Genomic DNA, 23,152 nt, shown 5'->3' with positions numbered 1-23,152 from the left:
CGGCACTGCACCCGCAGAATTCAGCGCCCGGCCCCGTGCAATCCGCCGGCGAAAGACCGAGGAGTCATGACATGGCAGAGACCGGCCACAGCGTCCGTGCGGCGGACGTGCTCGCGGACGTCCTGGCGGAGGTACGGGAACGGGTCGACCGGCGGGAGGCGCTCGGCGAGGCCCAGGTCGCCGTGCTCGAAGCCGCCGTGAACATCGTCCGTGCGGGCCAGCCCGGGATCGAGGTGATGCCGGTGGAGCGTTCGGAGCTGGTACGCGAGGCGCTCGGGGCGGTGCGCGCGGCCACCGTGGCGACCGGGGTCGCCCTCACCTACGCGCATCAGACGGCCCGCGTGCTCGCCTGACCGCGCGGTCCGTGGTGCCGCCGATCTGCCTGGGCTTCTGCCCGGCGAACCGGTCTGCGACTCCTAGCATTTGATGCAGCCGAAACACTCAGAAACACCTGACGACATTCACGTACGACATCGTCCAACCGAGGTGGAAATCATGGCAACCAACCCGTTCGAGGACTCCCAGGGCCGCTATGTAGTGCTGGCCAACGAAGAGGGTCAGTATTCGCTGTGGCCGGCCCGGATCCAGCAGCCGGCGGGCTGGGAACTGGTGAAGGACGAGGGCAGCAAACAGGAGTGCGGAGAATTCATCGAGGCGAACTGGACCGACATGCGGCCGCGTTCGGTGGTTGCGGCGATGGGTGGCTGACCCCATCGGTTGTCCCGGCCCCGGAGGGCGGGTGCGAGGCGCGGCACATGCCGCCCCGCATCCGCCCTTTTCCGTGCCCGCTCCTCCCGAACGGGGTACGGAGCGCGGCCCCGTACGCGGGACACGCGGAAGGCTCCTGGCGGACACGGGTGGTCTCGGTCGTGAACCCGTGTGCGCCAGGAGCCGGTGGTGCGAGTGGATCAGGTGGTGCCGGTGGCCGCCGTGCGGCCGGTCATTCCTGGATACCCCGTACGCACCATTCCAGGACCGCCGCGGCTGCGGTCATCTTGTGGTGGGCCTGCCGCCAGGCCCGGCTCGACGGGCCGTCGAGCACCTCGTCGGTGACCTCCTCGCCGCGGACCGCGGGCAGGTCGTGCAGGAAGACGGTGCGCGGGCCGGAGAAGCGGTCCAGGAACGCGCGATCGATCTGGAAGCCGTCGAAGTCCTGGAGCCAGTCGGGGTTCTCCTTCGTCACGCCCATGGTCTGCCACCGGCTGGTGTACACGGCGTCGACCGGCCCCTCGACCTCGTCGGCCGTCACGACCTGGCTCACCAGGGCCTTGCCGCCGCTGAGTTCGGCCGCCAGGTCCAGGGTCTCCTTGGGTACCTCGTATCCCGCCGGGCACAGCAGGGTGAGACGCAGTCCGGGGGTGAGGGCCGCGGCGAGCGCGAGGGCCGCGCCCGAACTGTTGCCCTCGCCGACGGCGAGCAGGTGCACCCCGTCGAGCGAGCCGAACTCCTCGGTGAGGGTGGCGAGATCGGCGATGGCCTGGGTCGGGTGCTCGTCCAGGCTCAGGGCGTTGACGACGGCCAGGTCCTCGCTGCTGCCGAGCCGGCGGATCTCCTCCACGTCCCCGTTGGTGCGTGCGACGAGGGCGTCCAGGTACTGCCCGAGCACCCGGGCGGTGTCCTCGACCGTCTCGCCGGTGGTGAGCTGCAGCTCGTTCGGACCGAAGGTGATCACATCGGCGCCGAGGCGGGTCGCCGCGCTCCAGAAGGATGTCCGGGTCCGTGTCGAGGACTTGCGGAAGTAGAGACCTACCTGGCGTCCGGCCAGCGGCTTCGGCACGATGCCGTCGCGGCCGAACGTGACGGCACGCCGGACGAGGTGGTCCAGCTCGGCGGGCGTGAGGTCGGCGAGGGAGATCAGGTTGCGCATGGGTGAGGTGCCTTTCACGAGGACGGGATCGGGGTCGGGCAGCGGAACGGGGAACGGGAGGCCCCGGGTGACGCGGTGGGGCGACAGGGACACGGAAGGAGGAGCGAGGGCTCCCCGGCCCGGAAGTGCGAGGTCCGGCCCACGCTTCCCGGCGGGGCGGCCGTCATTCGGCCAGGGCGGCGGCGAGAGCGGCGGGCGCCGTCTCCTGCCGCGCGTCGAGCACCGCGCGGACCAGGTTCAGCACGGTGAAGCCCACCGGGCCGCCCGCCGTCGTGGGGAGCCGGCGGATCAGGCCGCGGACCAGCAGGGCATGCACATCACGGGCGGTCTCGGCCAGAGAGGTGCCGCAGGCACGCGCGGCTCCGTCCACCGTCCACGGGTCCTCCAGCGTCGCCAGTGTGCGCAGCAGACCGGCGGCCTGCGGGTCGAGCCCGGTCACGGCGGCGGTGAGCCGCTCACCCAGGGTGGGACCGGCGGCGGGATCGGCGGGCGTCACCCCGTCGAGCAGGACCAGCGGTGTGGTGCGGGCGATGTCCAGGAGCTGCTGCGGGGAGTACAGCAGCAGCCACGAGGCGGCGGCCTCCAGCGCCTGCGGCATGCCGTCCAAGGCCCGGCAGATGTGGGCCACGGTGGTGACGACGGAGTCGGTGGGGAGGAAGTCGGGCCGCATGTAACTGACATGGGAGAGCGTCAGCTCGACGGCGTGCCGGTCCGCGACGAGGGAGCCGCCCACCGGCTCGGCGGCGAGATCGGCGGCGGTCGGCACCGCGAGCGGAGCCAGTGGGAGCAGCCGGCCGCCGGGCAGCTGCACCGGCCGGTCGGTGGTGGTGAGTATTTTCAGGCGCTCGCAGGCGCGCAGCAGACTCAGCAGGCGAGGGGTGACAGAAGGTGACGCATCGTGACCATCCAGCACGATCAAGGTCGCCTTGGACCCTATGAGCGCGGCCAGTTCCTCGAATTCCTCGCCGTCGCGGACGAGTGCGCGCACCCATCCGGTCACGGTCGCCTGCGGATTGTTGGGGTCCGCCGCAGTGGTCTCGGCCGGGTCGTCGAGGGAGACCCACAGCACGGGAACCCCGTCCCGGGCGTGAATCACCGAGGCGGCCTCCTGGGCGAGCCGGGACTTTCCCACTCCCGGCAGACCCACCAGGGTCAGCAGCCGCTCGTGGTCCGTACGCAACCGGGCCGTCAGCGCCTCCAGTTCGGGGCGCCGCCCGATCAGTGGGCGCAGCGGAGGCGGCGGTGTGGCGAGGCCCGTTCCGTAGATGTCCTGGAAGACGCGCCCCGCCGCCTTCGCATCGACGGCGAGTTCCAGCTCGACGCGCCGCGCGTCGCTCAGCCTCATCGCATTGGCAAGGAGCTTCAGCGTTTCCCTGCGCGGGTGCTGGACCCGTCCGAGTTCCAGGTCGCGAATGGCTCTCACGCTCACCGTGGAAAGCCCGGCGAGCTGTTCCTGGGTGAGTCCCGCCCGCCGGCGCGCATTCTGCAGCAGAACGTCGAGCCCGGGTGCGGGCTGGGAATTCATCATTGTCTCCTCGGTCTCCACATGCTCAGAAAACGCAATGGCCGGTTACCCGGCCGCCCGGGGCTGTCCGGAACACACGGCCCGGGCCGGGATCTTTCCGGTCCGCTCACGCTCCGTACGCTCCGTGCTGTCCGTGGCAGCGAAGGCCTGCCGTCGATGAACAGACTCCATCGAGCCATTCCCGAACTCTTCCCGGTGCAGTACCGCCAGTTCCTCCCGCAGCGGATACGATCGCTTCGCGCTGGTGAAGCGCTGCGGCTGCGCAGAGTTGAGGGGGAGGATGCGTGTCAACTGCAGAAGAGTTTCGGCTGCGCTTCAACATTCTTGGCCCGATAGAGGGCTGGTCCAACGGGACCCGTCTCCGACTGGGCGGCGTCATACAAGAGCGAGTTCTGGCCACTCTGCTTCTGGAGCCCGGAAAAGTGCTTCCGGTTTCCCGGCTGGTCGAGGCGGCTTGGGACGAGGAACCCCCGACGACCGCACCTCACCAAGTACGCAAGGCGGTAGCGGATCTCCGAAGACGGATACCCGGAGGTGCCGACGTCCTCGTCACCGACGGCCCCGGCTATCGCGTCGCCCAGGAACAATGCGAAATCGACGTGGCCGAATTTGGCCTACTGATACGTGAAGCAAAGCTCAAGGCGTCCGAGGGCCGTACGGCCGAGGCCGCCGAGATATTGCGCGGCGCCCTCGCCCTCTGGCGGGGCCCCGTCCTGTCGGGCGGCGGCGGCCCGGTCATCGAGGCGGCGTCCACCTCCATCGAGGAGCGCCGGCTGACCGCGGCGGAGCAGCTCTTCGAACTCCAGCTCGCACTCGGGGACGCCGCCGAACTCATCGTGGAAATGCGGGAACTGGTCCAGCAGCACCCCCTGCGCGAGTCCCTGCGCGGCCAGTTGATGCTCGCTCTGTACCGGTCCGGGCGGCAGGCCGAGGCGCTGGACGAGTACGGCAGGGTACGCGAGCTCCTCGCCGAGGAACTGGGCATCGACCCCGGCCCCAACCTGACCAAGCTGTACGAGGGAATCCTGCGGGAGAGCCCCGACCTGGCCGGGCCCGAGCCGGCTGCCGCCGCCCCCGTCGTGGCCGTGGCGCTGCCCGCCGAACCCCCCAGCACCCTGCCCTACGACCTCGCGGACTTCACCGGCCGGGACCGGGAGCTGGCCGAGATCCTGCAGGGCGCCAGGAGCGGCGGCGAGCAGGGCCCCCAGATCGTGGCCATCGACGGCATGGGCGGCTGCGGCAAGACCTCGCTCGCGGTGCGGGCGGCGCACCGGCTCGCCCCGGACTACCCGGACGGCCAACTCCACATAGACCTGCGCGGATACACCCCGGGCGACCAGCCGGTGACCGCCGGAATCGCGCTCGACACCCTGCTGCGCGCCGTCGGCGTGCCGGGCAACCTCATCCCCGACGACGTGCCCGCCCGCACGGCCCTGTGGCGTGCCACCCTGGTCGGCAAGCGACTGCTGATCCTCATCGACAACGCGGCCGACGCCGCCGCCATCCGTCCGCTGCTGCCCCTCTCCCCCGGCTGCCTCGTCATGGTCACCAGCCGGGCCCGTCTGGTCGACCTGGACGGCGCGCAGTGGATCTCCATCGGGGTGATGCCGCCCGAGGACAGCGCGATGCTGGTGGCCGAGACGCTCGGTGCCGAGCGCGTCGCCGCCGAGCCCGAGGCGGCCGTGGAGCTCGCCCGGCTCTGCGGCCATCTCCCCCTGGCTCTGCGGATCGCCACCGCCCGGCTGCGCAACCGTCCCCGCTGGACCCTCCAGTACCTGGCGGAACGGCTGCGCGACGAGACCCGGCGGCTCGACGAGCTCAGCTCGGGCGCCCGCAGCGTCTCCGCCACCCTGCGCCTGTCCTACCAGGCCCTGGACGACGAGTGCCGGAACGCGTTCTCGACGCTGGCCCTGCACCCGGGCAGCGACATGGACATCCACGCGGCCGGTGCGCTGCTGGGATCCTCCGCCCGGGACGCGGAGGACCTGCTGGAGATGCTGCTCGACGTCCATCTCGTGCAGCAGCCGGAGATCGGCCTCTACACCTTCCACGACCTGGTCCGCAGCTTCGCGCACAGCCTGCTCGTCGAGGCCCCCGAGGACTCCGCCGCGGTGGAGCGACTGCTGGGCTACTACCTGACGGCCACCGAGGTGGCGTGCGATCTCCTCTACTCCGGGCGGCGCCGGCGCAGTACCGGTATCGAACCCTCCGAGGCGGAACTGCCCGGCCTCGCCACCCCGGAACAGGCGCGGAAGTGGTTCCGGCGCGAGCAGAACTCGCTCCTCGCGGCCGTCACGCTCGCCGAGCGCAGGGGGCACGACCGCTATGTGGTGTGCCTGGCCCGCAATCTCGTCTTCCAGCTCAACGACCTCGGGCTCCTGGAGGAGTTCGGCGAACTGAGCCGGGTCGCGGTCGCCGCCGCGGGCCGGCTGGAGGATCTGGCTCTGCTGGGGGTGAGCCTGTCCAACCTGGGCGTCGCCTGCTGGAAACTCGGCCGTCTCTCCGAGGGCCTCGAAGCCGCCCGCAAGAGCCGGGACGTCGCGGTCCGGCTCGGCGACCTGCACACCCAGGCGCACAGCGAGAGCATCCTCGGCCAGTTCAACAGCCTGCTCGGCGACTTCTCGGCGGCCCTGGGCCACATGGAGACGGCGATCGCGCACGAACGCGACCTGGACATGCCCCGCGCGGAGGCCGAGAGCCTCACCATCCTCAGCACGCTCTACGAACAGTGGGGGCGGTACGAGGAGGCACGGGACGCGGCCCAGCGGTCGGCGGAACTGAGCCGGAAGCTGGGGCAGCACGAGGGACTGCCCGGCGCCATCACCGATCTCGCCTTCGCCCATGTCGGCCTGGGCGCGTACGAAGAGGCCGACCGCTGCCTGGCGGAGGCCCGCGCACTGTACGGGGACGCCGGCAACGAGGTGAACCTCGCCCTGACCCTGGCGCTGTCCGCCGATGTGGAGAACCGGCTGGGGAAGCCGCCCCGCGTCCCGGACCAGGCTGAGCTCGCCCTGGACATGATGCGGACCAACTCCTCGCCGCTGCGCCGGGCCAAGGTGGAGAACGTGGTGGGCCGGCTGCGCCGCCGGCAGGGCGACGTGGCGGCGGCACTCGCGCTGCACACCCATGCCCACGAACTCGCCTCGTCCCTCAGCTACCGCATCGAGCAGGCCTACGCGCTGGCGGGCATGGCCGACGCCCTCGGGGAGACCCCGGACGCGACCCGGCACCGGGCGGAGGCCGAGCAGCTCTTCACCGACATGGGCGTGCCGGCGGATCACCGGCGCAGCTGACGGCCTCCTGCCGTCGCCGTCCGCCGTCCGCCTGAACAGTACGTGTGCACCTCGGCCACCGCGTCGACGGACAGCGACGAGCCCCGCACCGTGACTCCGGACCCTGTTGGTGAATTGGGGGCATGCGTGACGACGGCCTGTACGACCTCGTCGGGGTTGTGCAGGCCGTCGTCGTGTTCAGGGGTGGGTTCGGTGTCGTTGCGTGGGGTGGATCCGGGGGAGGTCCCGGAGGAGACGGCGCCTCCGGTCGCAGTTCCCCGCCGGGACCTGCTCGCCCTGTTCGGAACGAGTCCGATGCACCCGCTCCACCGCGAAGGGCCGGGCGATCACGCTGCGTCCCCGGCGTGAGCACGAAGCACTTCAGCAGGCCAAAGCCCTCCAGGAGACGGATGCCTGGAAGCGGCAGTACCAGCACCGGGCGGGAGTCGAGGGCACCTTCGCGCAGGCACCCCACCGCTTCGACGCACGCCGCTCCCGCTACCGAGGACTCGCCAAGACCTCGTTGCAGCACTTCTTCACAGCGGCCGCGATGAACTTCGCCCGCCTGGACGCCTGGCTCACCAACACTCCGCTCGCCCCGACCCGCACCTCACACTTCGCAGCACTCCGCCCCGCCGGATAGCTCCAGCGGGGCGGATTTACCAACGGGGTCCGATGCGTGGTGCGGGGCTCGCGTGTCGAGGCGGTGGGGATCACATGACGGGGGACGTCGGGCCCTTGTCGTCGTCGGTGCCCAGGGTACCGATGACCGTGGGGCCCTTGTCGTCGGCGAGCAGGTGGGTGCCGATCACCGTCGGACCCTTGTCGTCGTCGGCGCCCAGGGTACCGATGACCGTGGGGCCCTTGTCGTCGGCGAGCAGGTGGGTGCCGATCACCGTCGGACCCTTGTCGTCGTCGGCGCCCTGCGTGCCGATGACCGTGGGGCCCTTGTCGTCGGCGACAACCTGCTGAATTCCCCGGGAGTCGTTCGACTGCCCCGCCTCGACCGCCGTGCCGATCCCGAAGGCCAGCGTCGCGGCGACGATCCCGAAGATTCCAGCAAGCTTGCGTCCCATTGTCCCGCCCCTAAGTGGTGTTTGTGAGGTTCTGCGGTGTTCCGCTTCCCGACACCACTGATGTTGCTGATCGGCGTTCCCGGTCCGTTCCTGCCCCGATACCGCCGCCGGGAACTGCCGCGGGAACGGACCGGAAACGGCTATTCCACGTCGAGCTGACAGGCGGCGACCCGCGGCCCGAGGGCGGTGAGCACCACGCGTGTACGGGCCGTTCCCGACTCATGGCCGGCCAGGTCGAGCAGCGATCTCACGAGGGAACGGAGCACCGCGCGCTCCGTCTCGTCCAGGGCCGCGGGGCCGGTGCCGGCACCGGGCGGCCACTCCACGATCCCGGCCACCGTGTGCATGCCGTTCTCGGTTCTGGTCTCGACGCTCAGCTGGGGCCCCTCCAAGGACTCCGGCGCGGTGTACGGATGGGACTGGTCACCGGACGCCACACGCTCCGCCCACCGTTCCACGGTGGACAGGTCCTTGAAGGCCTGGCGGAGTTCCGTCCCGTCGGGCGAGCGATCCCTGGGGTCCTTCACGTGAGTACTCCTTACTGCAGACAACTACGGAACGACCCTTGCCTCTCCGGCTCCCGGTTCCCTCCCGAATCGTTCCCGCTTCCTTCCCGTTCCCTCGTTCGCCAAGGGAACGCACCGGTAATCGATGGCCGCATGATGACCCCCGTTCGACTCAGACAGGGATCCATGGTGATCCGCAGAGGATGCGACATCCTGGGGGATTGAGGCGTGGCAACGAATCGATTCGACGGCTCGGGCACGATGTGCCGGGTGCCGGTGCACAAGGGATCCGGATCCTGATGGGCACCCGGATATCAACGGACATTCCCGGTCGCTTCTCGGGAATGGGGCCCTTCCTCCTCGTCTGGTCCGGCCAGGCGGTGTCCCTGGCGGGAAGCGCCGCGGTCCGGTTCGCCTTCATCGTCGAGGTGTGGGCGTCCGGCGGGAACGCGACGTCGGTCACCGTCCTCTCGCTGTGCGCCATGCTGCCGCAGGCCGTGTTCAGTCCCATTGCAGGCGCAATCGTCGACCGGGTGCCCAAGCGCACCGCGCTCCAGATAGCCGACGCCGGCGGGCTCCTCGTGGTGGGCATGCTGGCCCTGCTCCACTACCTCGGCGCCTTCCACGCCTGGCAGGTCTATCCGGCGGCCGTACTGCTCGGCATCTGTGCCGCCTTCCAGTTCCCGGCCCTGTCATCGGCCGTTCCCCTCCTGGTCCGCAAGGACCAACTGGACCGTACCAACGGTCTGTTGGCCGGCGCGAAAAGTGCGGCCGGGATCGGCGGCCCCGCGCTGGGCGGTCTGCTCGTCGCCCTCTTCGGGATCGGCCCGACGCTCCTGGTCGACGTGGCGAGCTACGCGTTCGCCCTCATCGGCATCCGGATCGTGCGCTTCGACGGCGACCGGGTGACGAAGGAGGCCGGCGCACCGCGCAAGCGGATCACCGCCGATGCCGTCGAAGGGCTGCGCTACCTGTTCCGGGTGCCCGGCCTGCGCGACCTGATCGTCAACTTCTGCGTCGTCAACCTCGTCATGGTCTTCGGTTTCGCCCTCATCTCGCCGATGGTGCTGATCCGGGCCGGCAACGGCGCGCTCGCCGCGGTCAACACCTCGGTCGGGATCGGCGGAGTGGCCGGCGCCCTGCTCATGGCGGCCTGGGGCGGGCCCGCGAACCGGGGCCGGGGCATGATGCTCGGCGTGGTCGGCATGTGCCTGTCCGCCCTGGTGGTGATGAGCCTGGTGGACGGGGTGACCGGCTGGTGCCTGGCCATCCTGGTCGGCGCCCTGCTCATGACGGTGGTCAACGCCTCGATGCAGACGATCGTGCAGACCAAGGTCCCGCACGAATGGCAGGGCCGGGTCTTCGGCGCGGTGATGTTCCTGTCGCAGATCTCCGTGCCCGTGGCCATGGCGGTCTCCGGACCGCTCGCCGACCACGTCTTCGAACCGCTGGCCGCCCGGGGAACCGGACTGTTCACCGTGCTCGGTCCCCTCGTCGGCGACGGTCCGGGCAGCGGCATGGCGGCCATGTTGTTCCTCGCCGGCATCGGCGGGACCGGGGTCGCCGTCTGGGGCCTCGCCAGCCGCTCCATCAGGAACATCGACGACCTGCTGCCCGACCTCGACGCCCCCCGGGAGCCGGCCGGGCAGAGCGAGCACCAGGGAGGTGAGCGCGATGAGGTGCGTGCATGAGCTGTTCGAGGAGCAGGTGGCACGGACACCCGGCGCGACGGCGCTGATCCACGAGGACGAACGGATCGACTACGCGGGACTCGACGAGCGGGCTGCCCGGCTGGCGGGTCTCCTGGCCGCGCGGGGCATCCGGGCCGGTGACACGGTCGGGGTGTACCTGGAGCGCTCCACCGCACTCGTCGTGACGGTGCTCGGCATCCTCAAGGCCGGAGCCGGATATGTGATCCTCGACCCCGGCTTCCCCGCCGAACGGCTGCGCGCGATGGCCGAGGACGCGAGGACGGCCGTGGTCGTCTCGGCCCGCGACGCCGCGCCCGGCCTGCTCGACGTGGCGCGGGTGCACATCGAGGACGTCCACGGGGCGCAGCCGCTGCCGCGCGGCGCCGTACGGGTCCGGCCCGACGACATCGCCTGCGTGATGTTCACCTCCGGGTCGACCGGGCGGCCGAAGGGCATCGCCTCCTCGCACGACGCGATCACGTCCACGCTCACCGGGCAGACCTTCGCCTCCTTCGGCCCCGGCGCGGTCTGGCTGCAGTGCGCGCCGCTGTCCTGGGACGCGTTCGCCATGGAGCTGTGGGGGCCGCTCATGAACGGCGGGACCTGTGTCCTGCACCCCGGCGGGCGGCCCGAACCCTTCGTGATGGCACGGCTCGTCGCCGAGCACGGCATCACCTCCATGTACCTCTCGTCGTCCCTGTTCAACGTCGTCGTGGACGAGTACCCGCAGGTGATGGACGGACTGCGGGAGCTCGTGGTGGGCGGCGAGGCCCTGTCCGCGCCGCATGCGGCCCGCGCCCTGCGACGCCGGCCGGAACTGCGGCTGAGCAACGGCTACGGGCCCGTCGAGTGCATGGTCTTCCTGACCGTCCACCCGGTGAGTGCCGCCGAGCTCGGCGAGGGCCCGGTGCCGATCGGCCTTCCGCTGGCGGGCAAGCGGCTGTACGTCCTCGACGAGGAACTCCGTCCGGTACCGGACGGCCGCGCCGGTGAGATCTACGCCGCCGGGGCGGGCCTCGCCCGCGAATACCGGGGACGGCCGGCGCTGACCGCGGAACGCTTCGTCGCCACCGCGTCCGGTGAGCGTCTCTACCGCACCGGCGACCTCGGGCGGCGGCGAGCCGACGGGGTCCTGGAGTATCTGGGCCGGGCCGACAGCCAGGTGAAGATCCGGGGTTTCAGGGTCGAGCCCGGCGAGGTCGAGAGCGTACTGACCCGGCACCCCGGCATCGACCGGGCGGCGGTCGTCGCCCATGAGCACCCGGCGGGCGACCGGCAGCTGACCGCGTACGTCGTGCCGCGCGGCGGCGCCCGGGCGAACTTCTCCGAGACGGAGTTGCGCGCCTACGCCCGCGGCGTGCTGGCCGACTACCTGGTCCCGGCCGTCTTCGTACCACTGGACGCGCTGCCGCTCACTCCCAGCGGAAAGCTGGACCGGGCCGCTCTGCCGGAGCCCGGCCCCACTGCGGCCCTTCCCGGCCGGGCGGCGAGCGGCACGGCGGCCGCGTTGTGCGAGCTCTTCTCCCAGGTGCTGGGCACCGGCCCGGTCGGCCCGGACGACGACTTCTTCGCCCTGGGCGGTCATTCCCTGCTGGCCGCCCGGCTGCTGGGCCGGGTCCACACCGTGCTCGGCGCCGAGATCGACATCCGCGGGCTCTTCGAGGCGCCCACCCCGGCTCTGCTGGCCCCACTGGTCGACACCGCTCCCCCGGCGCCCCCCGCTCCACCCGCCGCGCCCGGCACCGCCCCGGGGGCGCTCCCGGTGTCGCACGCGCAGCACCGGCTGTGGTTCCTGGACCGGATCGGGGCGGGCGCCGCGTACAACCTGCCGATGCTGGTCCGGCTGCGCGGCACGGTCGACACGGTCGCGCTGGACGAGGCGCTGACCGCGGTCGCCGGCCGTCACGAAGTGCTCCGCACCGTCTTCGAGGAGTCCGACGGCGCCCCCGTACGGCGGGTGCTGAGCGGGGCGGCCGCGCGTCCGCCGCTGCGCCACCTGACGGTCGCCGGGGACTCGATGGAGCGGGAGATCGAGCGGGAGGCCAGGCGCCGCTTCGATCTGCGGTCCGAACTCCCTGTACGCGCAACGCTGTTCACCAGCCGCGAGCGGCCGGACGAGCACGCGCTGCTGGTACTGGTCCATCACATCGCCGGGGACGGGTGGTCCCTGCGGCCGCTCTTCCGCGATCTGTCGCGCGCCTACGAGGCACAGGTCCGGGGCGCGGACACGGCGGGGCTCGCCCCGCTCGCCGTCCCGTACGGGGAGCACGCCCGCCATCAGCTCGACCGGCTCGGCTCCGCGTCCGATCCGCACGCTCTCGCCGCCCGCCAGCTCAGGTACTGGCGCAAGGAACTGGACGGACTGCCGGCCGGCGGTCCGCTGCTGCCCCGCCGAGCCGGGCGTCCCGCCGTCCCCGGTCCGGCCGCGCGGGTCGTGGTCCGCCGGCTCGGCGCGGCGGCCCACGCCCGGGTGGTCGAGGCGGCACGCGCCCGGGGCGCCACGCTCTTCATGGCCCTGCACGCCGCGCTGGCCACCGTGCTGGTGCGGGCCGGGGCGGACGAGGACCTGGCGATCGGCGCCCCGGTGGCCGGGCGCGCCGGGGACGGCAGCGTCGAGGACGTGGTCGGGTTCTTCGTCAACATGCTGGTGCTGCGCACCGATCTGTCCGGCGATCCCACGGCGGCCGAGGTGCTCGCCCGGGTCCGGGAGACGGACCTCGCCGCGTTCGGCCACCAGGACGTGCCGTTCGAGGACGTGGTCGGCAGCCTCAACCCGCCCCGTTCCCCCGGCCGTCAGCCGTTCACCGACGTGGTCCTGGCACTCCAGAACAACGCACGGGCCGAGGTGACGCTGCCCGGTGCCGAGCACGGCGTCGAGATCGTGCGCACCGGCGCCGCCCGGTTCGAACTCCTGGTGGATGTCACGGACTCCACCTCCGAGCAGGGCGCACCGGATGGGTTGACACTGACGTTCGAGTACCGCGGGGAGGCGCTGGAGGCGGAGTTCGTCCAGTGGCTCGCACACGCCCTCCCCGAGGCCCTGGAGGCGGCCGCGACCACCCCCGACACGCCCTTGTCGCGGCTGGGCCTCACCGCGCCGCCCCGGCGCGCACAGGAGAGCGACCGGATCGCGGCGCCCGCCCGGCACCGTGGCTCCGCCGGGCGCCCGATGACCGCACTGGAGCGGGAGATCGCCGCCGTGTGGGGCGAGGTCCTCGGCGTGCCGGTCGCCCGCCCGGACGACGATTTCTTCGCCCTCGGCGGCAACTCCCTGCGCGCGGTGCGGGCCGTGGCCCGGCTCGGCGCGGGCCGGCCGGTGACGGTGGCCCAGCTGTTCGCCGCGCCCACGGTGGCCGCCTTCGCCGCCGAGCTGGAACGGGCGGTCGCCAGACCCGCGCCGCCCGCCGTGTCCGCCATCCCGCGCCGCCCCAGGGTGCCGCGCCGTCCGCAGTCCCAGACCCAGACCGGCAGAAAGCAGGAGGAGTGGCAGTGGACCTCAGTGTGATGTTCTTCGGTGCGGACAGCACCACCGCCGGCGGGGCCCGGCACACCGAGACCTACGAGGACATCCTCGCCGTGGCCAGGACCGCCGACCGGCTCGGGTTCCACGCCCTCTGGACCCCCGAGCGCCACTTCCAGCAGGTGGGGCAGGTCTTCCCCAGCCCGCCGGTGCTGAGCGCGGCGCTCGCCGTCGCCACCGAGCGGATCGGGATCCGCGCGGGCAGCGTCGTCCTGCCGCTCCACCACCCGCTGCGGGTGGCGGAGGACTGGGCCGTCGTGGACAACCTCTCGCACGGGCGGGTGGGCCTCTCCGTCGCCACCGGCTGGCACTCCAAGGACTTCACGCTGGCCCCCGGGAGTTACGCGGACCGCCGGAGGTCCGCCCTGGAGACGATCCCGCGGCTGCGGTCGCTGTGGGCGGGCGAGGCGGCCGAGTACCCCGACGGCACGGGCACCCCGGTCTCCGTGACGCCCCAGCCCCGGCCCGTGCAGGAGACCCTGCCGCTGTGGCTCACCACGTCCGGCAACCCGGAGACCTGGGAGGCTGCCGGACGGCTGCGCGCCGGGGTGCTCGGCGCGACCGTCGGGCAGAGCCGCGACGAGCTGGCCGAGAAGATCGCCCGCTATCGCGCCGCCTGCGCCGAGGCCCCCGACCAGCGGGGCACCGACGCCCACGGCCGGGTCACGCTGATGGCCCACACCTTCGTCGGCACCGACGACGCGGAGGTCCGCCGGATGGCGGGCGCGCCGCTCAAGACCTATCTCGCCTCCTACGTCCGCCAGACCGCGGCGAACCGCTCCGCGGACGCCACGACGGCGGCCCTCACCGAGGAACAGACCGCGATGCTCGCCGACTTCGCGTTCGAGCGCTATCTCAGCTGGGGCAGTCTGCTCGGCTCCCCCGGCCACTGCGCCAAGATGCTCGCCGATCTGGCCGAGCTGGGCGTCGACGAGGTCGCCTGCTTCATCGACTTCGGCATCGGACGCGACGACGTACTGGCCGGGCTGCACCGGTTGGCCGAACTGAAAGAGAACCTGTGATGAGCGCCCCCACCGTTTCGCGCCCCGTCCCGGGTGCCGCGTCCCCTTCTTCCATGGCCGACCGGTTCGGCGCACTCGGCAGGGAGCAGCGCGTCCGCCTGATGCGCCGTCTGCTGGAGGCCGGGCGGGCCCGTGAGATACCCGCCGTCATACCGCCGCGCGACCCCGCCCGCCGGGTGCCGCTGAGCCCCGCGCAGCACGACCTGTGGGTGTACGACTCGCTGTATCCCGGCACGCCCGCGCTCAACCTGTGCGCCGCGTACCACTTCGAGCAGCCCGTCGACCCGGCGCATCTGGAGGCGGCGCTGACACTGATCCAGCGTCACCACGACATCCTGCGGACCCGTATCGTGACGGACCCGTCGGGCGAGCTGCACGTCGAGTTCCGCGACGAGGCGGGCTTCGATCTGGAGCGCGAGGATCTGCGGGGCACCGCCAGGACGATCGACGAGGCCTTCGAGACCTTCCGCAGCCGCCCCTTCGACCTCGGCCGGGACAAGCTGATCCGGGCCCGGTTCGTCCGGGTCGGCGAAGAGCGCTCCACCCTGATGCTGAGTCTGCACCACACCATCAGCGACTGGTGGTCGTTCGACGTGCTGCAGAACGAGTTCGCGCAGGCGTACGGCGCCCTGCGCGACGGACTGGAGCCGCCCCTCACCCGCCCCGCCGTCCAGTACGCCGACTTCTCGTCCTGGCAGAGCGAGCTGGAGGAGTCCGGGGTCTTCGCGAGCCGGCTCGATTTCTGGCGGCGCTATCTCGCCGACCCGCCCGGTCCGCTCACCGTGCCGGGCGGCGCCGCAGCCGTCACCGAGGGCGACGGCATCGCGCAGGTCCCCTTCCGCATCGACGCACCGACCACCGCCGCCGTAAGGGCCCTGGCCCGGGAGCGCGGTGCCTCCGTCTACGTCGTGCTGATGGCCGCCTTCGCCGTCCTGGCGCACCGGGTCAGCGGCGCCGACGACCTGGTGCTCGGCACCCCCATCGCCAACCGAGCGGCCAAGGGCCTGGACCAGGTCATCGGGTACGTCATGAACGCCGTGCCGACCCGCTGGAAGGTGACGCCCGAGCGGTCCTTCGCCGATGTGCTCGCCGGGTTCGCCGTCGACTTCCCGGATCTGATGGCCAACTCGGACGTCCCCGTCGGCCGGATCGTGTCGGCCGCCGCACCCGAGCGCAGCGCGGGCCGGGCCCCGCTGTACCAGTGGGTGTTCATGCACCTGACGCAGCAGCCGAGCGTCTCGGTGATGAAGGAGTTCGCGGAGCCGGAGCGCATCCACACCGGCGGAGAGCACGACCTCGTCGGCGTGGTGAAGGACAGCGGTGACGGCATGGAGGGCAGCTTCGGGCTGCGTACCGATGTCTTCAGCCCCGAGACGGTGGCCCGCTGGACGCAGTGCTACGTCGAGCTCCTGCGGCGGATCACCGCCGACCCCACCGCGCTCGTCGGGGACATCGACCTGGTACCCCGTGCCATGCGCGACGAGCTGCTCGCCGGTTCCGCCGGGCCCGCCGCCCCCGCCCCCCTCTCGCTGCCCGAGCTGGTGGCGCGTCACGCGGCCCGTACACCGGACGCACCGGCCGTCGAGTCCCCGGGGCACACCCTGAGCTACGGCCGGCTGGACGACCGGGTGGCCCGGCTGGCGGGGAGGCTGGTCCGTCTCGGGGCCGGCCCCGGGCGGGTCGTGGCCCTCGCCCTCGCCCGCGGCAGCGACTGGCCGGTGGCGGCGCTGGCCGTCCAGCGGGCCGGCGCCGCCTATCTGCCCCTCGACCCCGCCCACCCGGCCGAGCGGCTCCGCCGGGTCCTGGCCGAGGCCGCGCCCGTGCTCCTCGTCACCGAACCCGGCGCCACGCCCCTGGAGACGGGGCTCCCGACCCTGGTCCTCGACGAGGACGCCTGGTCCGGGGAGCCGCTGCCGCCCGGCGGCCCGGCACCGCACGACGTGGCCCACGTCATCCACACCTCCGGCTCCACCGGCACTCCCAAGGGCGTGGTCGTCACCCACGCCGGTGTGGCCGCGCTCACCCGGAGCCTGGTGGACGGCATCGGACTGGACGCCGACAGCCGGGTGCTCCAGCTCGGGCCGCCCTCCTTCGACATCTCCGTCGGCGAGCTGTGCCTGGCCTTCGGCTCGGGCGGAACCCTGGTGCTTCCTCCCCCGGGCCCGCTCGTGGGCAAGGCCCTCGGGACGGTACTGAGCGAGCGCCGGATCTCCTGCGCGTTCGTCCCGCCGTCCGTGCTCGCGACCGTACCGGCCGGAACTCACCCGGATCTGCGGGCCCTGGTCGTCGGCGCGGAGGCGTGCCCGCCGGAGCTGGTGGCCCGCTGGGCCACCGCGGGGCGGCGCTTCCACAACGCCTACGGGCCCACCGAGTCGACCGTCGTCTCCACCTTCTCCGGGCCGCTGGAGCCCGACAGCACGGTGCCGCCCATCGGCACACCGGTGGCGGGCACCACCGCCTATGTCCTCGACGAACGCCTCCGTCCGGTGCCGGCCGGGGCGGGCGGTGAACTGTACCTGGCGGGCGGGGCGCTCGCCCGTGGCTACCTGGGCCGCGCCGCGCTCACCGCCGAACGGTTCGTCGCCGACCCCTACGGTCCGCCCGGCAGCCGCATGTACCGCACCGGTGACCTCGCCCACCGGGACGACAGCGGCCGCACGTACTACCTCGGGCGCGGCGACGAGCAGGTGAAGCTGCGCGGGCTGCGGATCGAGCCGGGCGAGATCGCCGCCGCGCTCGCCGAACACCCCACCGTGGAAAGGGCGGTGGCCGTCGTCCGCCACGACGGGGCCGGCAGCGACCGGCTCGTCGCGTACGCGGTGCCCGCGCCGGGGGCGGAGATCGACGAGGACGCACTGCTGCTGCACGCCTCCGGGCGCCTGCCCGCGGCCATGGTCCCGGCCGCCGTGGTGGCCCTGGACGCGCTGCCGCTGTCGTCCCACGGCAAGCTCGACCGGGACGCCCTGCCCGCGCCCGCGCCACGGACCACGGGCACCGTCCGGCTCCCGGGGTCGGCGCGTGAGGAGATCCTCTGCGGGCTCTTCGCCGAACTCCTGGACCTCGAACAGGCCGGTGCCGACGACGACTTCTTCCGGCTGGGCGGCGACAGCATCATGGCTATCCAGCTCGCCGCCCGGGCGCGGGCGGCCGGGCTCGTGCTCTCGCCGCACGACGTGTTCACCGTACGCACCCCGGCCCGGCTGGCCGTGCTGGCCCGCACGCCCGACGCCGGCGCCCCGGAGCAGGAGGACACCGGGACCGGACGGCTGCCCCTCACCCCGGTGATGCACTGGTGGCGCGAACAGGTCCGGGACACCGCGGCGTTCACCCAGTCCATGCTGTTCCCGCTGGCGCCCGGCACCGGACTGGCGGCGATCCGGGCGGCCGTCTCCTCGCTCGTCGAGCGGCACGCCGCCCTGCGGATGCGCCTGGTGCGCGGGGACGACACCGGCTGGGAGCTCCAGGTGCCCGAGGAGGGCACGTCCGCCGACCCGGCGGTCGTCCGGGTCGCCGTTCCGGCGGACGCCGATCTCCACTCCCGGGCGACGGAGCTGGCGCGCACCATCACCCTGCGGCCCGAGCACGGCGAGATGGTGCGGGCGGTCCGGCTCGACCCCGGCCCCGGCCGGCCCGGCGCCCTGCTGCTGACCGTGCACCACCTGGCGGTGGACGGCTTCTCCTGGCGGGTGATCGGCCAGGAGCTCGCCGCGACGCTGGACCCCGGTGCCGGGGGCGGGGCCGCGCCCGCCAGGAGCGCCTCCTTCACCCGGTGGTCCCGGCTGCTCTCCCAGGAGGCCGGGCTGCGGCTCGGCGAACTCCCCTGGTGGCAGCGGCAGCTGGCGGACGACACGGCGAGCCTGGCCGACGGTCTGGGGTCGGACGGGCGGCGGGAGACCCTCACCTTCGAGCTGGACCCGGCGCTCACCCGCAGTGTGCTCGTCACCCTGCCGGGCGCCTTCAACTGCCGGCCCGACGCGGTGATGCTGACCGCGCTGACCGCGGCGGCCGTCCGGCGGCGGGGCACCGGCTCCGCGCTCGTCGTCCATCTGGAGGGCCATGGGCGCGAGGCCGTCTCCGCCCAGGTCGACGTGTCCGGCACCGTCGGCTGGTTCACCACGCAGTACCCGGTCCGCCTGGACCTCGGTGCCGCCTCGGTGACGCCGGGCGGCCGGCCCGGGGAGGCCCTGAAGTGCGTCAAGGAGCAGCTGGCGTCGGTGCCCTCCGGCGGGCTCGGCTGGGGTCTGCTGCGCTACCTCGACCCCGGGACCGGCCCGGCGCTCGCCGCGCTCCCCTCCCCCGACGTCCGCTTCAACTATCTGGGCCGGTTCGCCGCGGGTGACGCGGCGGGCGGGCGGCTGCTGGAGCCAGGCCCGGACGCCGTGCCGCTGGCACACACCCTGGAGGTGGACGTGCTGGCCCGTGAGGAGAACGGCGAGCCCGTCCTGGAGGCGAGCTTCTCCTACCCCTCGGGGGTGCTCACCGAGGACGAGGTGCGCGCGCTGGCCGGGGCGTGGTCCGAGGCGCTCGGCGTCCTCGCGGAACACTGCGGCCCGGACGGCGGAGCCGTCCACACCCCGTCCGACTTCCCGCTCGTCGACCTCACCGGCGACCAGCTCGAACTCCTCGGACAGGACATGGACTTCGACGACCTCGACGACCTCGACGCCGGCTTCGACGGCGTCGGCTCCACCGACGGCGCGGGGGAGCGACGATGAACGCGCGCATCGCGGACGTGCTGCCGCTCTCCCCGCTCCAGGAGGGCCTGCTCTTCCAGGCCGCCCGGCAGACCGAGGGACCCGACCCCTATCTGGTGCAGGCCCGGTTCGTGACCGGCCCCTCGGTCGCCGGGGAGACGGTCAGGGCCGCGGTCACCGCGCTCCTGGACCGGCATCCGAACCTGCGCGCCTGCTTCCGGCACGAGCGCCTGGACCGGCCGGTCCAGGTCGTACCGAAGGCGGTCCGGGTGCCGTGGACCGAGGTGGACCTGACCGGTCTCGCCCCGGACGCCGTGGGCGTGCGGACCGACGAGGTGCTGCGCGAGGACGCGGCGCTCCGCTTCGATCCGGCCCGCCCGCCGCTGGTCCGTGCCACGTTCCTGCGGAACGACACCGGCGCCGAACTGATCGTGTCCTTCCACCACATCCTGCTGGACGGCTGGTCGATGGCGGTCGTCGAACGGGACCTCGCCGCCCTCGTGGCGGGCCGGCCGCTGCCGCCCGCCGCGCCCTACCGGGACTACCTGGTGTGGCTGGGCGGCCAGGACCGGCACAAGGCGGAGGCCGCGTGGCGCGAGTCGCTGGAGGGCCTGGAGCGGCCCGCGCTGCTGGCCCCCGCCGGACCGGACACCGCATCCGACCGTTCACGGCTGTGGCTGACCACCGGCCTCACCGAACTGCTGGTCCGGCGGGCCGCCGGAACGGGCGTCACCCTCAACACCCTGGTGCAGGTCGCCTGGGCGCTGGTCCTGGCCCGGCTGACCGGCTCCCGCGACCTGGTCTTCGGCGCGGTCGTCTCGGGGCGCCCGCACGACCTGCCGGGCGTCGAGTCCATGGTGGGCCTGTTCATCAACACCCTGCCGGTCCGGGTGCGGCTGCGGGACGGCGAGCGGGTGGAGGACCTGCTCCTGCGGATCCAGGAGGAGCAGTCCCGGCTGCTGGAACACCACCACGCCCGCACCGCCGAGGTGCAGCGCGCCGTGGGGGCCGGTGAACTCTTCGACACGGTCGTCGCCTTCGAGAACTTCCCCCGGAGCACCGGGGGCGACGACGGCCCCGGCGCCGTCCGCCTGGTGAAGGTGGCCGACGCGACGCACTACCCGGTCACCGTCGCGGCAGTCGCCGAGGACCGGCTGCTGCTGTCGGTGAGCTGCCGCCGGGGCATCTCCGCCGATGCGGTCACCGAGCGTCTGGCACACGTGCTGGAGCAGCTGGCCCGTTCCCCCCGGACGGCGGTGGACGACATCGACGCCCTGCCCGCGGCGGAGCGGCGGCGACTGCTGGCCCTGGCCGACGGCCCGGCCCGGACGCCCGCCGGACCCGCCACCCCGGCCGGCCGGTTCGCCGTCCAGGCGGCCCGTACCCCGGACGCCCCGGCCGTCGACACGGACGGCGAGCTGCTCAGCTACGCCGGGCTCGACGCCGCGTCGGACCGGCTGGCCGGCCGCCTCGTCGGGGCCGGTGTGGCACCGGGTCACACCGTGGCCCTGCTGCTCCCCCGTTCGGCGTCCGTGGTCGTGGCCCAGCTCGCGGTCCTCAAGGCGGGTGCCTGCTGGCTCCCCCTGGACCCGGCGCAGCCGCGGGAGCGGCTGGCCCGGCTGATGTCGGCGGCGGCCCCCTCGCTCGTCCTCACCGCGGGGACGGGTCCGGCTGCCGCCCGGCTGCCCGCCGGTACCCCGCTGCTGGACGTCACCGAGGAGTCGGGGCCCGCGCCCTTCGAGGGCGTGCCCGCCGATCCCGGGGCCGCCGCCTGCGTGATCTACACCTCCGGCTCCACCGGGGAGCCCAAGGGGGTGGTGGTCACGCAGCGGGCGATCACCGAACTGGCCGTCGACGCCCGCTTCGCCGGTGGTGCCCACGAGCGGGTGCTGCTGCACAACCCGTACACCTTCGACGCCTCGACCTACGAGGTGTGGGTCCCGCTCCTGAACGGCGGGACGGTGGTCGTCGCCCCCTCCGAGGCGGTCACCCCCGACCTGCTGGAGCGGGTGGTCCGGGAGCGGCGGGTCACCGCGCTGATGCTCACACCCGAACTGCTGCGCACCGTCGCGGAGATCGCGCCCGGGGCACTGTCCGGGCTCCGCGAGGTGTGGTCCGGCGGCGACGTCCTGGCGCCCGACACCGTGCGCCGGATCCGGGAGCACTGCCCGGACACGGCGGTCGTCAACGGATACGGCCCCACCGAGACGACGGTCTTCGCCACCGCGCACACCGCGTCCCGGGACTCGGCGGGGCACCCGGGCGCCGTCCCCATCGGGCGTCCCCTGGACAACACCCGCGCCCATGTCCTGGACGCCCGGCTGCGCCCCGTCCCGGCAGGCGCCATCGGTGAGCTCTACATCGGCGGCAGCGGACTGGCCCAGGGTTACCTCGGGCGGCCGGTCCCCACCGCGGAGCGGTTCGTGGCCGATCCGTACGGGCCGCCGGGCAGCCGCATGTACCGCACCGGGGACCTGGCCCGCTGGACACCGGACGGCGTGCTGGAGTTCGCCGGCCGGGCCGACGACCAGGTCAAGGTGCGCGGCTTCCGCGTGGAGCCCGCCGAGGTCGAGGCCGCGCTGGCGGGCTGCCCCGGAGTGGCGCGGGCCGTGGTCGGTGTCCGGCGGGACGCGGCGGGCGGCAAGCTGCTGGCCGCCTGGCTGGTACCGGCCGGGGACGAGGGCGGGGAGGAGCAGTGGCAGCGGACTCTCGCCCGGGTGCGGGAGCACGCCGCCGAGCGGCTGCCGGCGCACCTGGTGCCTTCGCTGTGGACCCGGATCGACGAGGTGCCGCTCACCCGCCACGGGAAGGTCGACCGGGCCGCGCTCCCCGACCCCGGACCAGCCGGGGAACCGGCGGCCCACCGGGCGCCGCGCACCGCGCGCGAGCGGGAGCTGTGCGCGCTGTTCGGCACGGTGCTCGGGATCCCCGCGGTCGGTCCCGACACCGACTTCTTCCGGGCGGGCGGCCATTCACTGACCGCGCTGCGCCTGAAGTCGAAGATCGAGACGGTGCTCGGCGTACGGATCCCGGTCTCCGCCCTGTTCGACGCGCCGACCCCGGCCGCTCTCGCCGCCCGGCTCGACGCGCCGCCGTCCACGAACGGCCCCGCTCCCCGGACACCGCTGCGCGCCACCCGCGAACGCCGCGCGTCCGCGACGGCCAGCGACGAGCCGCACCGCAACAGCCTGGAGCCGGTGCTCACCCTGCGCACCGGCGGTCACCGCACCCCGCTCATCTGCGTGCACCCGGGGCTCGGTCTCAGCTGGTCGTACGTGAACCTGCTGCCGTACCTCGATCCGGACCGCCCCGTGCACACCCTGCAGAGCCCGGCGCTGCTGAACGGCGTCGGTGAACTCCCGGCCACCATGGGCGGGATGGCGGACCAGTATCTGCGCCGGGTGCGAGAACTCCAGCCGCACGGACCGTATCTGCTGATCGGCCGGTCCTTCGGCGGGGCGCTCGCCCACGAACTGGCGGTGCGGCTGCGCCGGGCCGGCGAGGAGGTCGGGATGCTCGCCGTCGTGGACGCCATGCCGATGCCGGAGGAGATCAGGCGCACCCCGCTGGACCCCGCCGCCGTCGAGGACGAGATGCTGCGCATCCTGCTCCACTCCCACGCACCGGAACTGCCACCGCCGACGGGGCAGTTGGAGCGTTCCGAGGTGTTCGCCATGGCGCGCGACGGGGCCTTCGACGGCCTCTGTGCCGCTCGTCTGCACAACCTCGTCGACGCCGGGGCGCACCACACCGGCCTCGTACGGAAGTGGTGCCCGTCCTTCTACGACGGCCGGACGACGCTCTTCTCCGCGACGCATGACGCATGGCCGACCACGGCCGAGAAGACCGAGGCCTGGCAGCGCGCGACCGCCGCGCTCGATGTGCGCGAACTGGACTGCGGTCACAGCGACGTACTCACCCAGGGCCCGGCGGCCGAGATCGCCGCGGTCCTCGAAACCGCCCTCCGAGGGGACTGAAA

The 23,152-nt window shown here is 73.1% G+C and carries 13 protein-coding genes; 9 read left to right on the top strand and 4 right to left on the bottom strand.

The window, feature by feature from the left end:
- Positions 1-71: 71 nt before the first annotated feature.
- Both ACWCPY_RS32635 and ACWCPY_RS32630 read left to right on the top strand, forming a co-directional pair.
- A complete protein-coding gene (locus tag ACWCPY_RS32635; protein ID WP_362453646.1) occupies positions 72-353 on the top strand; it encodes a hypothetical protein in 282 nt (93 codons plus the stop codon).
- Positions 354-495: 142 nt separating this feature from the next.
- The gene (locus ACWCPY_RS32630; RefSeq protein ID WP_093549323.1) at positions 496-708 is read left to right on the top strand and encodes an MbtH family protein; all 213 of its coding nucleotides are present in this window, start codon (positions 496-498) and stop codon (positions 706-708) included.
- A gap of 232 nt (positions 709-940) precedes the next feature.
- On the opposite strand, the gene ACWCPY_RS32625 is transcribed toward ACWCPY_RS32630, so the two are convergent.
- Both ACWCPY_RS32625 and ACWCPY_RS32620 read right to left on the bottom strand, forming a co-directional pair.
- The gene (locus ACWCPY_RS32625) at positions 941-1,867 is read right to left on the bottom strand and encodes an ornithine carbamoyltransferase (RefSeq protein WP_451271075.1); all 927 of its coding nucleotides are present in this window, start codon (positions 1,865-1,867) and stop codon (positions 941-943) included.
- A gap of 163 nt (positions 1,868-2,030) precedes the next feature.
- Positions 2,031-3,392 (bottom strand): helix-turn-helix domain-containing protein, encoded by a 1,362-nt coding sequence (locus tag ACWCPY_RS32620; protein ID WP_451271073.1) that lies wholly within the window; start codon positions 3,390-3,392, stop codon positions 2,031-2,033.
- Positions 3,393-3,991: 599 nt separating this feature from the next.
- Between ACWCPY_RS32620 and ACWCPY_RS32615 the strand changes: the two genes are divergently transcribed.
- Together ACWCPY_RS32615 and ACWCPY_RS32610 are read left to right on the top strand one after the other, a co-directional pair.
- The gene (locus ACWCPY_RS32615) at positions 3,992-6,685 is read left to right on the top strand and encodes a BTAD domain-containing putative transcriptional regulator (RefSeq protein WP_451271071.1); all 2,694 of its coding nucleotides are present in this window, start codon (positions 3,992-3,994) and stop codon (positions 6,683-6,685) included.
- 202 nt (positions 6,686-6,887) lie between these two features.
- Entirely contained in the window at positions 6,888-7,307 is a 420-nt protein-coding gene (locus ACWCPY_RS32610) for a transposase (protein WP_451271069.1), read from the top strand.
- Positions 7,308-7,377: 70 nt separating this feature from the next.
- Here ACWCPY_RS32610 and ACWCPY_RS32605 read toward each other — a convergent pair whose 3' ends face one another.
- On the bottom strand, positions 7,378-7,740 hold the full coding sequence (locus ACWCPY_RS32605) for a hypothetical protein (protein ID WP_451271067.1): 363 nt from the start codon (positions 7,738-7,740) through the stop codon (positions 7,378-7,380).
- Positions 7,741-7,880: 140 nt separating this feature from the next.
- Entirely contained in the window at positions 7,881-8,267 is a 387-nt protein-coding gene (locus ACWCPY_RS32600; protein WP_451271065.1) for a hypothetical protein, read from the bottom strand.
- Between the two features lie 323 nt (positions 8,268-8,590).
- Here ACWCPY_RS32600 and ACWCPY_RS32595 point away from each other — a divergent pair, with 323 nt between their 5' ends.
- From ACWCPY_RS32595 to ACWCPY_RS32575, 5 genes are read left to right on the top strand one after another with little or no spacing between them, the layout of a single operon-like run.
- A complete protein-coding gene (locus ACWCPY_RS32595; protein WP_451271063.1) occupies positions 8,591-9,937 on the top strand; it encodes an MFS transporter in 1,347 nt (448 codons plus the stop codon).
- Positions 9,921-13,442 carry an amino acid adenylation domain-containing protein gene (locus ACWCPY_RS32590; RefSeq protein ID WP_451271061.1) on the top strand — a complete coding sequence of 1,174 codons (3,522 nt, stop codon included), beginning with the start codon at positions 9,921-9,923 and terminating at the stop codon, positions 13,440-13,442. The genes ACWCPY_RS32595 and ACWCPY_RS32590 overlap by 17 nt, the downstream gene beginning before the upstream one ends.
- Positions 13,427-14,479 (top strand): MupA/Atu3671 family FMN-dependent luciferase-like monooxygenase, encoded by a 1,053-nt coding sequence (locus ACWCPY_RS32585; protein WP_451271059.1) that lies wholly within the window; start codon positions 13,427-13,429, stop codon positions 14,477-14,479. Before ACWCPY_RS32590 ends, ACWCPY_RS32585 begins: the two co-directional genes overlap by 16 nt.
- Positions 14,480-14,532: 53 nt before the next feature.
- A complete protein-coding gene (locus ACWCPY_RS32580; protein ID WP_451271057.1) occupies positions 14,533-19,194 on the top strand; it encodes an amino acid adenylation domain-containing protein in 4,662 nt (1,553 codons plus the stop codon).
- A complete protein-coding gene (locus ACWCPY_RS32575; protein WP_451271055.1) occupies positions 19,191-23,150 on the top strand; it encodes an amino acid adenylation domain-containing protein in 3,960 nt (1,319 codons plus the stop codon). The genes ACWCPY_RS32580 and ACWCPY_RS32575 overlap by 4 nt, the downstream gene beginning before the upstream one ends.
- Positions 23,151-23,152: the final 2 nt, after the last annotated feature.

It is taken from the genome of Streptomyces sp. NPDC002403 (genome assembly GCF_053593015.1).
The sequence above is the reverse complement of the archived record's forward strand: the minus strand, read 5'-3'. Positions and strand labels throughout refer to the sequence as shown.

Coding starts and splice junctions, on each gene's coding strand:
- ACWCPY_RS32635 (WP_362453646.1), top strand. CDS start 72: ATGGCAGAGACCGGCCACAGCGTCCGTGCGGCGGACGTGCTCGCGGAC.
- ACWCPY_RS32630 (WP_093549323.1), top strand. CDS start 496: ATGGCAACCAACCCGTTCGAGGACTCCCAGGGCCGCTATGTAGTGCTG.
- ACWCPY_RS32625 (WP_451271075.1), bottom strand. CDS start 1,867: ATGCGCAACCTGATCTCCCTCGCCGACCTCACGCCCGCCGAGCTGGAC.
- ACWCPY_RS32620 (WP_451271073.1), bottom strand. CDS start 3,392: ATGAATTCCCAGCCCGCACCCGGGCTCGACGTTCTGCTGCAGAATGCG.
- ACWCPY_RS32605 (WP_451271067.1), bottom strand. CDS start 7,740: ATGGGACGCAAGCTTGCTGGAATCTTCGGGATCGTCGCCGCGACGCTG.
- ACWCPY_RS32595 (WP_451271063.1), top strand. CDS start 8,591: ATGGGGCCCTTCCTCCTCGTCTGGTCCGGCCAGGCGGTGTCCCTGGCG.
- ACWCPY_RS32590 (WP_451271061.1), top strand. CDS start 9,921: ATGAGGTGCGTGCATGAGCTGTTCGAGGAGCAGGTGGCACGGACACCC.
- ACWCPY_RS32580 (WP_451271057.1), top strand. CDS start 14,533: ATGGCCGACCGGTTCGGCGCACTCGGCAGGGAGCAGCGCGTCCGCCTG.
- ACWCPY_RS32575 (WP_451271055.1), top strand. CDS start 19,191: ATGAACGCGCGCATCGCGGACGTGCTGCCGCTCTCCCCGCTCCAGGAG.